The sequence below is a fragment of the Methanosarcina soligelidi genome, from assembly GCF_000744315.1.
In the GTDB taxonomy this organism is placed as follows: Archaea; Halobacteriota; Methanosarcinia; order Methanosarcinales; family Methanosarcinaceae; genus Methanosarcina; species Methanosarcina mazei.
Genome location: NZ_JQLR01000001.1, coordinates 2292551 through 2306673, shown reverse-complemented (window position 1 = coordinate 2306673; position 14123 = coordinate 2292551). Strand labels below are relative to the sequence as shown.

Annotated in this window: 12 protein-coding genes and 1 tRNA gene; 4 read left to right on the top strand and 9 right to left on the bottom strand. The window is 43.3% G+C overall.

Features of this window, described 5'->3' with window-relative positions; translation table 11 throughout:
- Window positions 1-159: 159 nt before the first annotated feature.
- The gene (locus M886_RS10130; protein WP_152558018.1) at window positions 160-378 is read right to left on the bottom strand and encodes a hypothetical protein; all 219 of its coding nucleotides are present in this window, start codon (window positions 376-378) and stop codon (window positions 160-162) included.
- A gap of 191 nt (window positions 379-569) precedes the next feature.
- Between M886_RS10130 and thiI the strand changes: the two genes are divergently transcribed.
- Entirely contained in the window at window positions 570-1787 is a 1218-nt protein-coding gene (gene thiI, locus M886_RS10125) for a tRNA uracil 4-sulfurtransferase ThiI (RefSeq protein WP_048051114.1), read from the top strand.
- Between the two features lie 162 nt (window positions 1788-1949).
- Here the strand turns inward: thiI and M886_RS10120 are convergent, their stop codons facing one another.
- From M886_RS10120 to M886_RS10085, 8 genes are all read right to left on the bottom strand, one after another.
- Complete coding sequence (locus M886_RS10120; protein WP_011034433.1) at window positions 1950-2363, bottom strand: response regulator; 414 nt, start codon at window positions 2361-2363, stop codon at window positions 1950-1952.
- Window positions 2363-5515 (bottom strand): PAS domain-containing protein, encoded by a 3153-nt coding sequence (locus M886_RS10115; protein WP_235203925.1) that lies wholly within the window; start codon window positions 5513-5515, stop codon window positions 2363-2365. The genes M886_RS10120 and M886_RS10115 overlap by 1 nt, the downstream gene beginning before the upstream one ends.
- 719 nt (window positions 5516-6234) lie before the next feature.
- Window positions 6235-6306: transfer RNA gene (locus M886_RS10110), tRNA-Ala, on the bottom strand.
- Between the two features lie 64 nt (window positions 6307-6370).
- A complete protein-coding gene (locus M886_RS10105; RefSeq protein WP_015412593.1) occupies window positions 6371-6640 on the bottom strand; it encodes an elongation factor 1-beta in 270 nt (89 codons plus the stop codon).
- 93 nt (window positions 6641-6733) lie between these two features.
- Window positions 6734-6904 carry a zinc finger domain-containing protein gene (locus M886_RS10100; RefSeq protein ID WP_011034430.1) on the bottom strand — a complete coding sequence of 57 codons (171 nt, stop codon included), beginning with the start codon at window positions 6902-6904 and terminating at the stop codon, window positions 6734-6736.
- A gap of 189 nt (window positions 6905-7093) precedes the next feature.
- Window positions 7094-7786 (bottom strand): amino acid kinase family protein, encoded by a 693-nt coding sequence (locus M886_RS10095; RefSeq protein ID WP_235203924.1) that lies wholly within the window; start codon window positions 7784-7786, stop codon window positions 7094-7096.
- A 183-nt stretch (window positions 7787-7969) separates the two neighbouring features.
- Window positions 7970-8944, bottom strand: a complete 975-nt coding sequence (locus M886_RS10090) for a hydantoinase/oxoprolinase family protein (RefSeq protein WP_048051709.1) — start codon at window positions 8942-8944, stop codon at window positions 7970-7972.
- A gap of 82 nt (window positions 8945-9026) precedes the next feature.
- Window positions 9027-9983, bottom strand: coding sequence for an ATP-grasp domain-containing protein (locus tag M886_RS10085; protein WP_048051112.1), 957 nt, complete (start codon window positions 9981-9983; stop codon window positions 9027-9029).
- A 631-nt stretch (window positions 9984-10614) separates the two neighbouring features.
- On the opposite strand from M886_RS10085, the gene M886_RS10080 reads away from it, so the two are divergent.
- From M886_RS10080 to dnaK, 3 genes are all read left to right on the top strand, one after another.
- Window positions 10615-11016, top strand: a complete 402-nt coding sequence (locus tag M886_RS10080; RefSeq protein ID WP_011034426.1) for a hypothetical protein — start codon at window positions 10615-10617, stop codon at window positions 11014-11016.
- 127 nt (window positions 11017-11143) lie between these two features.
- The gene (gene grpE / locus M886_RS10075; RefSeq protein WP_048051110.1) at window positions 11144-11773 is read left to right on the top strand and encodes a nucleotide exchange factor GrpE; all 630 of its coding nucleotides are present in this window, start codon (window positions 11144-11146) and stop codon (window positions 11771-11773) included.
- 401 nt (window positions 11774-12174) lie between these two features.
- On the top strand, window positions 12175-14025 hold the full coding sequence (dnaK, locus tag M886_RS10070; RefSeq protein WP_048051109.1) for a molecular chaperone DnaK: 1851 nt from the start codon (window positions 12175-12177) through the stop codon (window positions 14023-14025).
- The last annotated feature ends 98 nt before the right edge of the window (window positions 14026-14123 follow it).

Genomic DNA, 14123 nt, shown 5'->3' with positions numbered 1-14123 from the left:
CCTACATTTATCATTTAACTGCTTGCAGCATAATCCAGTACATAAGACATTAAATAGAGAATTATTTATTTTGATTCAACCAGATTCCGGAAGTTTTAACAGCAGAAATTGATTAATAACTAAAAAATAATAATAAATAAGTTTGGCTAAAAATATTACTTAAATTAGAGAGATGCCGTAAGAAACCGCCTTCCTTGGCATTTTCAGGCAATTTTTCAGATCAACCCCCTGATATGGCAGCAGCCTGATTGTTTCTCCGACACTGCGGTTTCCCCGTTTCTCAGCACCTTTTTGGGCGGTAAGAATGCTTGCCAGAATCCCTGACAGGCGTTTCTGCTGGCATCTAGCGCCCATGACCTTCTTTCGGGAGCTTGACATAGAGGACTGCCCGGAAATGCTCAAGAAAAAATTTCTTTTTCTGAAAGGTTTAAAGCCTCTTGCAGTCAACCAGTATATCTACTATTAGCGTATATGACAGACAATTCTTAGCGTATATGACAGACAACTTGAAAGGCTGGAAGAGAATTTTAATCCTCTATCGATAAAGAATAAAGAGAGACATAAAGAACATGCAGGGTGTTTTCACAGATAATACGAATAACATGGGATCAGAAAAAGAGACGAATGTTGTCATAGTCCGTTACGGGGAGCTTGCTCTCAAAAGTCCTGGAGTCCGTAACTGGTATGAAAAAATACTTATGAAAAACATCGCCGCAATGCTGGACTCAAAAAACATTCCATACTCCCTCATGCGGAGAGAATGGGGCAGGATATTTATAGAGACCACTGACCCGCGCGCGGCTGGAGCGGCTGCAGATGTTTTTGGGGTAGTCTCAACATCCTCTGCACTGATAACCAAACCTGAGCTTGACAGCGCAGCCGAAACATGCGCTTTTCTTGGAAAAAAAATCATCCAGGAAGGGGAATCTTTTGCAATCCGGGCCAGAAGAAGTGGAAATCATTCATTCTCATCAGCAGATATAGGTAGAGCCTGCGGAGATGCCGTCTGGAACATGCTTGAAAGTGAGGGAAAGCATCCGAAAGTTAACCTCGGTTCCCCTGACAGGGAAATTTTTGTAGAAATGAGGCAGAACCTGGCTTATGTTTACCTGGAAACAGTTAAAGGAGTAGGAGGGCTCCCTCTCGGCACCCAGGGCAAAATGGTGGTGCTTATGTCAGGAGGCCTCGATTCTCCTGTTGCTGCCTGGCTGATGATGAAGCGGGGAGTGATGATAACCCCTGTTTACTGCAATACCTCTCCTTATGCGGAAAACGCTGCAAAGGAGCGGGCTTATGACTGCATCCGTCAGCTCCAGACCTGGGCTCCAGGACACCAGTTCACCACCTACGAAATTCCTCATGGTCCCAATCTCAGGTCTTTTATAGAAATGTGTGATCGAAAAAACACCTGCCTCCTCTGCAAACGTATGATGTACAGGGAAGCCTACGAAATCATGAAAAGAGAAGGTGCGAGTGGAATTATCACAGGTTCTTCCCTCGGGCAGGTAGCATCCCAGACTGCTGCGAATATGCACGCAGAGATTTACCAGCTTGCCATCCCTATATATCATCCCTTAATTGCCTTTGACAAGAGTGAGATCATAGACATTGCCCGCAAAATAGGGACCTACGATATATCCACCAGGTCTGCAGGAAGCTGCACCGCAGTCCCTGAGCGTCCAGAAGTAAAGGCAAACTATGACCTTATAGTTCTTGAAGAGAAAAGGCTTGATATAGAAAGTATGGTCAGCGAAGCTTTGAAAGCTGCAAAGGTCCTCAAGCTCTGATGGACTTCCTGACTTTAAGAGAATCTCAGCGTAAAGTAAATCCCGGATTCTCTTACATTTTAATTAGCAGGAAACGGAGAAAACAGCATTTTAAAAAAGAAATTGGATGTTAAGAAGAAATACCCGCTTTATCAAACAGGTATTTTAAATTCATTAAAGGACTTATTCCTCATTAGCTGAAGTTTCAGTCTCTTTTTTTTCGGCCCTATGTTTATGTAGAGCCATTTCAATATTGCTATGCAGGTCTTCTTCTTTGAAAGGCTTGGAAATATACCCTGCAGGCTCTGTCATTTTAGCCCTTTCAAGGGTTTCATCATCCGTATAGGCGGTCAGGTAGAGTACAGGAATCTTAAGGCGGGTTTTTATCTCGCGGGCAGCTTCAATACCATCCATGTCCCCTTTTAACATAATATCCATTAAAACAAGATCTGCATTCGTCAGCTCCGCTTTTCTTATTGCTTCCTCTCCTGTGGATGCAGTACCGGGTACAGTGTAACCCAAATTTTTAAGTTTGTTTCTGATATTTAGAGCGACGATGTTCTGGTCCTCAACAACCAGAATTTTTGCTTTTTTCATCATATCTCCCCTTTAGTGCTGGATAAATTTTCAGATGAATGGTAGGGATCCTTAAACCAGATTTTGAACTTGGTTCCTGAATCATTCTCAAGTTCAATTCTACCCTCCAGCTGCTCGACAAGTATATTTACGAGCTGCAGACCCAGAGAGTTAGTGCTCCTGAAATCAATGTTTTCCGGAAAACCCAACCCATTGTCAGAAACTACCAGGGTATACTGGAAATTTCTCTCAATTGAACTCTTAGCACCAATATTATTAGTGATATTACTTATACTTTTATTCCCTTCATTCTCTTCTGTCCTGCTGAGCTTGATGCTAATTTTTCCTTGCATGCCTGGCAAAAAAGCATGCTTCAGAGAATTGGATATAAGTTCATTAATAATTATTCCCAGGGGAACTGCGGTATCCATTCCCAGGAAAATCTCTTCGATGTCGAGCTGCATGTCAACATCCCCTTTCCTTACAACGTATGTCTGGAACAGTTCCTCAGTCAGTTTCTGCAGGTAAGCCGAGAAATCAAGGGCTTCGTTATTTTTCGACCTGTACAGTTCCTCATGAATTATTGCCATTGTGGAAACACGGTTCTGGCTCTCACGAAAAGCCTCCAGGACATTTATATCTTTAAATTTCTCTGCCTGAAGTTCAAGAAGGCTTGAGATTACCTGAAGATTATTCTTTATCCTGTGATGTATTTCCTTTTTACGGAACTCTTCGATTTTTGCCAGGGATTCTTCAGCTTCTTTTTGCCTGCTTATATCATAAGCTGCACCCTGCAGGATTCTTTTTTTGCCCATAGAGTCGAAGACATTCTGAAAAATCTCATGGACCCACTTTATTTCTCCACCTTTATGCATTATCCTGTAGTCGTGTTCTATGAATAGGAACGGGTCTTTTACAAGCCCCTCCCTATTTTCAAAAAGTTTTACCCGGTCATCAGGATGGACAATCCGATACCAATCGATTTTTCCTAAACTCAGGTCTTCCATTCTGTACCCCGTAATTTCCTCTACATTGCCGTCTACAAGAATAGGGGTGAAGTCTATGTCCATCTGGAAAGCGATTCCCCTGAAGTTCTTCATAAATAACCTGTAGCGCTCCTCACTCTCCTTCAGCTTCTCCGAAGCCATTTTTATTTCTGTAATGTCTTTCATGACGCCAAAGGCTTTCCGGATGTTTCCGTCTTCATTTCTCAGGTAAATTCCACTGTCTTCAAGATGGATATAACTCCCATCCTTTTTCCTGAACCTGTATTCAGTGCGGAACTTATTTTCATTTTCCTGAAACTTCTTCAACTCAGCAAGAGTCCTGTCCCTGTCTTCGGGATGAATATGATTTGCCCATGCAGCATTATCAAATTTTATGAATTCTTCTACTGTGTATCCCGTAACGTCCTGAATAGCTCCTACCCACTTGATATACCGGTCTCCATGGTCATGTTCAAAGACTATCTGACCTGTCTGTTCTGCAGCTATTCTGAATCTCTCTTCACTTTCCTGAAGTTTCTGCCGGGAAAGCCTCTTCTCAGTAATATCTTTCATTACCCCAAGAACCCTGTATATCCCTTGATCCCCGGTTTTAAGATAGATACCGCTGTCTTCAACGTAAATATAGGTCCCATCTTTTATTCTGAACCTGTATTCTTCACAGAATTTTCCCCCGTTTTTAATGCACTCAAAATGGGCTTTTACCGCTTTTTCCCTGTCTTCAGGATGGACGTGTTGAGACCACACTTCGGGTGTGAAGCCCTGAAACTCTTCAAAACTGTATCCTGTCAGTTCTTCTATTGCTCCTACCCAGTAATTGCTATTATTCTGTACATCATAATCGTAAACTAGCTGGCCTGTCTGTTCTGTAATCATGCGGAATCTCTGTTCACTTCGTTCAAGGGATTCCCTGGCAAGTTTACTTTCGGTAATGTCTTTTATTACCCCGACAATCCTGCAGGCCCTGTGAAAGTCATCCTGAATGTACACCCCGCTGTCTTCTGCATAAAAATAGCTGCCATCTTTTTTTCTAAACCTGTAATCTTCGAGGAATTTCCCCCCGTTTTTCATACACTTTTCATGGACTTCCCACACCCTTTTACGGTCTTCAGGATGAACATGCCCTATCCAGCCCTCCAGGCCCACCTGCATGAACTCTTCCGGACTGTAGCCAGTTATCTGTGAGATTGCCCCTGCCCAGTGAATAATATCTGGTTCTATCTCATAATCGTAAACAAGCTGCCCTGTTTGCTCGGAAGCAAGCCTGTATTTCTCTTCAGTTTTTCTTAAGAATCTTTCAGCTTCTTTCCTCGGAGTAATATCCAGCATTATACCTGCAATTCCGGCAACCTCTCCTGCGCCGTCTCTGTAAGCAGCCTTATGGAACAGAAAATCCCTGGTTCTGCCATCAGCACAGATAACCCTGGTTTCGTAATAATTGCTGCCCCCATTCTGAAGAAGTTCCCTATCGTGTTTGTAATAGATATCAGCCAGCTCTTTAGGGACCTTTTTCTGAAATTCCGAGAATGAGCCCCCTATAACTGCCTCCTTGGGAAGCCCCATTATTTGTCTGGCAAAACTCTCATTGCAGTTTACATAAACCTCATTAAGGTCTCTCTGAAATACAGGGCTCGGGATGCTGTCAAGAAGCGTCTCAAGAAACCGAAGGTTGTTCCTGAAAATATGCTCGACTCTCTGTCTCTCAATTACTTCCTTTGCGAGCCTTTCATTTACTTCCATACACTCAGCAGACTTCAACCCGATCAGTTCTTCCAGTCTTTTGTACCTGTTCCTGAGCTCCTCTTCAGCCTGTACCCTGTAACTGATATCAAACCCATAAATATCCATACAGCCGTCTTCAGGACAGTCTTTGAGCACCAGAGAATACGTAACTTTTCCTGTATTGATTTCAAGGTTTTCGGGATTTTGTTGAAAAAGAATGCGTTTCATATCTTTAAGGAGGGTTTGAGGGATTTCTTCTCCTTCTTTTATGCCCCAGTGTTCAAGAAGAAAATCTGCTGCCCTATTCGCGTAAAGAACCCTTCCTTTCCTGTCAATCCTGAGAACGGGGTTAGGGTTCCCGGAAGAAAAATGCTTCATTGTTATTTCTTGCAGTCCTGCTGAAATTTCCTGTTCAATTTCTTCAGTATCTTCTTTTCTTTCGGGCAAGCTGTTACTTTTAATAAATACCAGTCCCCCATTCACTCTTAGCCTATTCTGCAGGTCACAGAGAGGGTAATTCTTCGCTCAAAAATAGGGTCAAAAACAATCTGTTTGGACTTTTTCATTTTTTCCGAGATTTATTCCCTTTAATCCCATATATCTGAAGCATTATCGTAAAAAAATATAGGCTGGACTATAATAGGCACCATTGTTTAAAAACTATCTGATGTATTCCCGCTTTTTGTAAAGTTCAGATCATGAGATTAAGATTAGACTCATCAAATATATAGAGAGTTTAAAAAACTGTATTAAGATTTAGAGAGTTTAAAAATCTGAATTAAGATTTAGAGAGTTTAAAAATAAACCTGCTTTTCAAAACAGTATGAGAACTATTTAATGTTTTTTCTGTCAGAAAATGGTTAAAAGACAGAATAGGAAAAATAATAACAGAGTGAGTAAAATATAAAAAGTCCTGAAAAAATTGGGCGAAATTTTTAAAGGCATTTATAGATATTTTTAATATAGTGGCCAGGGGGAGCTTCAACTTTCCCTGGCCATCTGAGGGGGTTATTCTAGCGTGGGATGACCACACTAATATTTAAAAAGAGTTATTTGTATTTAATTCTTTGCTATTTTTAGACAGTTATAAAATTGATATTATCATTGGTAAGAACAAAGAGAACAAAAAACAGGAGAGAACAGACTGATTTTTATAAAATTGTTAGTGGACTCGGCGGGATTTGAACCCGCGGCCTTTACGTTGCGAACGTAACGATCTTCCCCTGATCTACGAGCCCTTTTACGAAAAAGAGAATGGTGAAAAAAGTTTTCCGGAAATGTTATCCGGCTCTTTTTTCCTTCTCAGATGCGGTAGGCTTCCAGGACCTGGACATTCTCTACGCCGGAAACTTTTACAAAAGCTTCTTCTGCAGGTTCAGTCCCGCCTTCCTCATCATTAACAATCAGCGTAACAATCAAAGCCTTTAATCCAAAGGCTATAGGCTCTTCAACTATGTCACCGTGAAGCTGTGCTCCTGCCGGAATTACATTTTTGAGATTTTCCTTCAGCCCTACAAGGTCGGTGTCAACGCTTTCTGGCATGATTTTTAATTTTGCTGCAACATCACCCATTTCAATTCCTCATATAGTGTATATTATCCTGCAAACCAGTTTCAATCTGCGTTTAAAATTTGTGTCTGGATCTTTCTGGCGTTCTGCCCGAAATCACGGAGCTTTGAATCCGCACTTTGGACAGGTATATACATTACCCTGCTGCCTGCAGCTTGTACATCTTCCGATCTCTGCTCCGCACTGCGGGCAGGGAAACTTCACATAGCCTTTTTCCACAAGGCGGATACCGCACGAGGTACAGTACTCAACTTTATCTGATGACATTTTTCTTCTCCTTAATTATTTCTTATAGGAAACTGCAATGAATTAACCGGTGAATCAGGCACCTGACCAGGCTTCAGTAACCTGCTTTTTTTGGCACCCGTATTAACATCAACAAATCTGATGAACTGAATGTAATGATGCTTTTTGGACGCGGTTTGCTTCTCTCCCTAGTCATATACGATATACAATTTAAATATTCCCCTTTACCGCCGTACAGGTCACAGGCTTTCCATACACCGCCTGAATTACTCTTTCAGGGAATTTTCCATTTAGAATTATGCATTCCATTTTGTTTTTTTGAAGGAAGCCGGGAAGCGCAGAGTCAATGCAGCTTTCGAAGTCTCCTGCAAGATCCGGTGTAAAAATTTCCCGGATCAATTTTCCTTTCCAGAACATCCCGTCAACATCTGTAGCCTTAATAAAAACGGCTCCTGTTTGCCTTGCAACCCAGGCAGCAATCGTGTCCGAGGTTACTTCCCATGAATGTGGAAGAGGGTCTTCTGCCTTGAGGAGCCTGTATGGAAAAAGAATTGAAACTCCCTGAAGCAGCTCTTTTATTGAATCCGTGCCTTTTACACGGCTTTTGTCCTGCAGATAACAGGCATACTGCTCCATTCCAAGTATAGCCATCCAGTGAGACGCATCTTCTCCGAGCCCGAACATCTCATCAGCTTCTCTTACGGCGTCAGCAAATACCCCTCCTCCCGGCACTATAAGGATGGAAAAGGGCATTTTCCCCGGAACCACCCCACCCGGAGGAGCATCCTTGATACCTGAACCAAATTCTTTTACGAGCCTGTCCACAAGCTCAGGTGCCTCCCGGATCAGGCTCCCTCCTATTTTTATAACAACTTTCACCGGTTTCATTGCGCTTTTATCCATTGAAATCTTTTACTGGCAATTCTGGATCTACTTACTGTTTACTAGCTTCACTTGCTATTTGCTTGCTATTCACTTTCTATTAACTCACTTTCTATTTGCTTGCTATTTGCTTGCTATTCACTTACTATTAACTCACTTTTTACTTGCTATTGACTCATTATTTACTTACTATTTACTCACTATTTATTTATCTAGCAAACGAGCGGCAGCATATGCCGGAAATACCTTCGAAATCTCTTCTCCCCAGCGCCCGGCAACCGAAATGCATTCAAACCCAAGTCTCTCTGCGGCTTCAGATATCAAAAATTCCCCAAGGCCTGCTGCTGCAATTTTCTCAAGCCTGTTCCTTTCCGCAACTTCAGAAATAGCTTCAGCAAGGGCAGAAACCTGTTTTTCCTTTACCTGCTCTGCGATCTCGTATATCTCTTTCTCCCCTACTTCTGAAAGATCTGCACATACCAGCCTTGCAATCCTGCGCATGGCTTCGATTTTGCTTCTTCCGGCTCCGTCAGCAGTTTCACATGTATATTTATCTTCATTGATCTCCCCTAGAATCAGATAAGCGTCTGCTGTCGTTGCAAAGAGCTCGGAAGACGTCCTGCATATGCCTTTTTCAAGCTTTACTTTCTCAAGAAGTACGGCAAGGTTTGTCCTTAACGTGCCTGCATACACAAGTTCACTCCTGAGAAGTCTTTCAAAGTCGGTATGCCCTGCCCTGTGCTCCCCTGATATAACAGGAATAATATCACTTGTTGTACTGCCAACATCGACAAAAATACAGTCTCCAATCTCCTCCCCTATCAGCCTGGCTGAAGCTGCCCAGTTTGCAGCAGCAAGATCTCTCAGGGGATCGTTTTCTTTCCGGAACCTTCCCTGGCTGTTTATGTATGAAACTTTCCCGGAGCCAAAAGCAGAATCAACGTTTTCTTTTATGAAGCGGATGCCCTGTTCTTTGTCCTCAAAGCAATCGGCAAGTTCTCCTGTCATGACAACAGAGACATTTTCAGGCTTCAGCCTTTGCGAGATCTCTTTCAGGACTTCTGGAAGCATGGTGTTTTTCCAGAGCGGCAGGTAATGAAGCTCCACAACGGTCCCGTCCGAGGAAGCAAGTTTTGTGTTTGCCCCTCCAATGTCTATCCCAATGGTTTTTGAATTCATTTCAATTCCTTTCCGTGTTTTTTCCAGGTATGTAATTTTCCGGATATTCAGCATTTGCCTGACTGTTCGCGCTCTACGGCTCTCAATTCTTTCCAAAAAGCTCGCCAAGCATATCTTTGGAAAAGTGATATTCTCCCTCGATCCTCACGGAATCAGGGAGTGTTCCGAACCTGTTAGTGAGGAGAAGCTCACCTATTTCCTCCCGCATGACCCTGCTGATCCCAAATATTGAAGCTGTGGGCCTTGGATTTACATCCACGACATAAGGGACTTCGGAAAGCACAATGTCTACCCCTACATACCCGAAGCATCCCAGGCATTTTACTGCAGAGACCGCAGCCTCGTAGAGTTCGTCTCTTCTGGGGGTTTTATACGGGGTAAGGCTGCCGTTGTATTTGATGCCCGAAACTTCGATATTCTCCGGATTTATTCCATCTTTTTTCTCATTAAACTCGATGAACTGGCGATTTACTGTAAGCGGGAGCGTCTTTTTTCCTGCAATAAGGCTTACGCTCAGATGTTCCCCTTCGATGTATTCGCTTGCAATGAATTCTCCGGTATTTTCAAAACCTGAGACCAGATATGTTGCTTCTGCCCCGCATCCGAACCTTGGCTTTATGACGTATTTCTTACCTTCCTCTGCTTCCTGCACAATTTCAGGAGCATTAATTCCAGCTTTTTTCAGGATCTCAGTGCACCTGAGTTTATCTGCACAGCAGGCTGAAGCTTCAGGTGAGCAACCGAGGTTCGCGGTGTTCTCTGCAAGAATCCTGTTCAGCTCGGGAAGCATCCCGTCAGGAGCGATGAGTAAACCGGCATCGCAGTTCTTTGCTTCCCGCCCAATTACCTGCACGAAGCTGTCAGCTGTTGACTTCAATGCTGTGCCTGAACCTATTTCCGTTCCCGCAGAAGGATAACATACCTCATGCCCAACGCGGACAAAGCTTTCGGCAAGCGTTTTCAACATAGCCGCCCCCTCGGGAATAAGGGACTTTTCAATATCCGTACCTACAGCGAATTCTCCAATCAGGATCTTCATCGGAAAAGAAAAACCCGGTCATTTTATATTATTTTTTGTCTTGCCCGAGTCCCGTCTCGGGAGGACGGTGTCCTTTTCGCTCGCTTTGCTCGCTCAAGAGGACTAGTTTAGACGTTGTAGAGTGAATTAAGCTTAAAAGGGCTGGTCTATGAATTAACATTAATGAGGTGCTTTCAAAGGGGCTACTCAATTTACTTTTACTTTGTTCGACTATTTTGCTCAACTTCGTTCTTATTTTGAGGAGTAGGACCTGGCAAGGTGTTGGGGAGTCCGAGATCGTATGAAATTAAAGGGTCTTTTTCGGGCAGAAGAGAAAATTTGTTTCTTTTGGTGGGATGTCGGATGGGCAGGCTGGACTTTTTAAGATGCAAATTAAAGATCAAAACGGATTTAAAGATCAAAACAGATGGCATTGATAATATTTTTCTGATAAAATAGAACAGGATAGTATAATTGAAAGCCAGGAAAAAGAACTTATGAGGGAGTATGAAGGAAAAAAGAAAGATAGGAAGCTGATCTGGAGATTTAAGTAAAAGTTTATATAATTTATATAGTTTATAGCTTAAAAAATAAACACATAATATTAATGGTGGCTGGTAAAATTAACAGCAGAAACCCAAATTCTCAGTCTTTGTTTGAAAATCCTTTTGTAAGGACCCTTACTATTGCGGCTCTTATGGGTATATTCCTGGTTGACATGGGGCTCGGGTTATTTGAGATATTCTCTTCGAGATCGAGCCCTCTGCCTACTGCGTTTGTGCTTATGATTTTCGCCGTAATGTTTATCGGTGGAATGGTTTTTTATGAGAAACAGGGGCTTAATACCGTGAGTTCTCTTGTGGCAGGAGCATTTGCAGGTTTCGGGCTTTCCTTTGTGTTTGTCACTCTCGTGGGAGGCGTTCAATTTGCCCTGGGAGGAGGCATTTCAGTTCTCGGATGGGAGCAGGTTATCTCGGCAGTTGCGGCCTGCATGATTGCAGGTATAATAATGATTAAAGTACTATCTCATAAACTTGAGAACCACTTTTACTGATTTTTCTTTTTTCCTTCTGTCTAAAAGATAAATGCCGTACAAATCATAGAAAACTATTTATAGAATTACAAACAATCACAGATCAGGACGAGCGAAACAGTTAGAATAATTTTATGGGGATTGATAAATGAAAAAATCCAGGAAAAAGGAAAACATGGATTCTAAAGAAAGAAACCAGAAAGAGGCTGAACGTTCCGAAGCCCGAAATTCCAAATCTCCGGCTGAAAAAGCCGGTGAGACAAAAGTAAGTCCTGAAAATGAACCTTCAAGTCCTGAAGCTGAAAAAAACCCGGAAGAGGCATGCAGGGAAGAAAACGAAATTCTCAAGGACCAGCTTTTCCGGCTTGCAGCGGATTTTGATAACTTCAGAAAACGGACCGCCCGTCAAATGGAAGAAAACCGGAAATCTGTGCTTGAACAGGTGCTCCTTGACTTTGTCGAAGTAACGGATAACTTTGACCGCGCCATTAAATCTGCAAGGACTGCAGAAGACATGGGCCCAATTGTAAGTGGAATTGAACAGCTTTCGAAGCAGTTCTTCTCTATCCTCGAAAAGTACGGGCTTGAGAGAGTAAAATGCGAAAAAGCAGGCGAGTTTGACCCTCACAGACACGAAGCTATCCATCACATAGAAACCTCCGAAGTTCCGGATAACACTATTGTTGAGATTTATAAAGAGGGATATGCTTTGAACGAGAAGGTCGTCAGGCCAGCCCTGGTTTCAGTAGCAAGGAGCCCTGAAGAGGCAGAGAAGTAAATCCTGTTACAATATAAGACTTTATTTAATAACCTGAAACAGGGATTTATCAAGAATCAATCATTAATCTTCCATGCCAGATAATTTGGCAAACTCAAACTAAGTAAGTCATTGAATCAAACTGAGAATTCACCGAATCATTACTGAATTTGTTAAATTAACCGAATTAATGGAAATAACCGGCTAAACCAAAGAATTGATAGAAATAACCGGCTAAACCAAAGAATTGATAGAAATAACCGGCTAAACCAAAGAATTAATGGTCGGCTTAAGTAAACCTGTCAGGTATCTTTATCGGTCATCTGGCTGGAAATTAAACTTTAATTAATCTATAACTACAATTTACAAACCTATCAGATAACTAAGTATAATTTAATTGATATTAACTATGAGGATATAACATGGCAAAGATACTGGGTATTGACCTTGGTACTACCAACTCATGTGTGGCAGTGATGGAAGGCGGGGAAGCTGTCGTTATCCCTAATGCCGAAGGCAGCAGGACAACTCCTTCAGTTGTGGGGTTCTCCAAGAAAGGTGAGAAACTCGTGGGTCAGGTCGCAAAGCGGCAGGCCATTTCGAACCCGGATAATACTGTTTATTCCATAAAAAGGCACATGGGAGAAGCCAATTACAAAGTCACGCTTAACGGAAAAGATTATACCCCGCAGGAAATTTCCGCGATGATCCTCCAGAAGCTGAAAGCAGATGCTGAAGCTTATCTCGGAGAGACAATCAAACAGGCTGTCATTACGGTCCCTGCTTACTTCAACGATTCTCAGAGGCAGGCTACAAAAGACGCAGGAGCAATTGCAGGGCTTGAAGTCCTCAGAATTATAAACGAGCCTACAGCTGCGTCTCTTGCTTACGGTCTCGATAAAGGAGACATAGACCAGAAGATTCTTGTCTACGACCTTGGAGGCGGAACCTTCGACGTATCCATCCTGGAACTGGGAGGCGGGGTCTTTGAGGTTAAGTCCACAAGTGGAGACACCCACCTCGGAGGAGACGACTTCGACCAGCGCGTTATCGATTACCTGCTTGCAGAATTTAAGAAATCGGAAGGAATCGACCTCTCCAAAGACAAGGCAGTACTCCAGCGCCTTAAAGATGCTGCTGAAAAAGCCAAAATCGAGCTTTCCGGAGTCGCAAACACAAACATCAACCTCCCCTTCCTGACAGTTGGCACTGACGGGGAACCAAAACACATGGACATCGACCTTACCAGAGCCCAGTTCCAGAAAATGACTGAGGACCTCCTGGAAAAGACCCTCGTATCCATGCGCCGTGCACTCAGCGATGCAAAGCTTACACCAAACGACCTTGACAAAGTAATCCTTGTCGGAGGCGCAACAAGGATGCCTGCAGTGGTCGAACTTGTGGAAAACTTCACAGGAAAGAAGCCCTACAAGAACATCAACCCTGACGAGGCAGTTGCAATAGGTGCAGCAATTCAGGCAGGAGTCCTGGGCGGAGAGGTAAAAGATGTCCTTCTGCTCGATGTCACTCCCCTTACCCTGGGTATCGAGACCCTTGGAGGCATTGCAACCCCGTTAATCCAGAGAAACACCACCATTCCGACCAAAAAGAGCCAGATTTTCTCAACTGCCGCTGACAACCAGCCCTCAGTCGAGATCCACGTCCTTCAGGGAGAGCGTGGAATTGCTTCCGAAAACAAGACTCTTGGAAGGTTTATTCTTGACGGCATACCCCCGGCTCCAAGAGGTATCCCGCAGATTGAGGTTACTTTCGATATCGACGCAAACGGCATTCTGCACGTAAGCGCAAAGGACCTGGGCACAGGCAAGCAGCAGTCCATCTCCATCCAGAAACCCGGCGGACTTTCCGATGACGAAATCGAGCGCATGGTCAAGGACGCAGAAATGCATGCCGAAGAAGACAGGAAGCGGAAAGAGGAAGTCGAGATAAGGAACAATGCCGAGGCTCTTATCAATGCCGCAGAAAAAACTATTAAGGAAGCAGGAGACCTCGCAACCGAGGACCAGAAGTCAAAAGTCAATGCCGCAATTGAAGACCTGAAGAAAGCCCTTGAAGGCAAGGACGCAGAAGATATTAAAGCAAAAACCGAGGCCCTTCAGGAATCCGTATACCCGATCTCCACAGCCATGTACCAGAAAGCCCAGCAGGCTGCAGGAGGAGAAGGTGGAGCAGCCGGCACTGATGCAAGAGGTCCGGATGAAACCGTTGTTGACGCTGACTACGAAGTAGTTGACGACGAAAAGCGTAAGTAATTGAAGAAGAATTAGAGTACAGAAATAAAGCCTGGGAATTCTCAGGCATTGCCGGAAACCTGTTCACAGGTTCCGTCTCCTTTATTTTTTTAAAACAA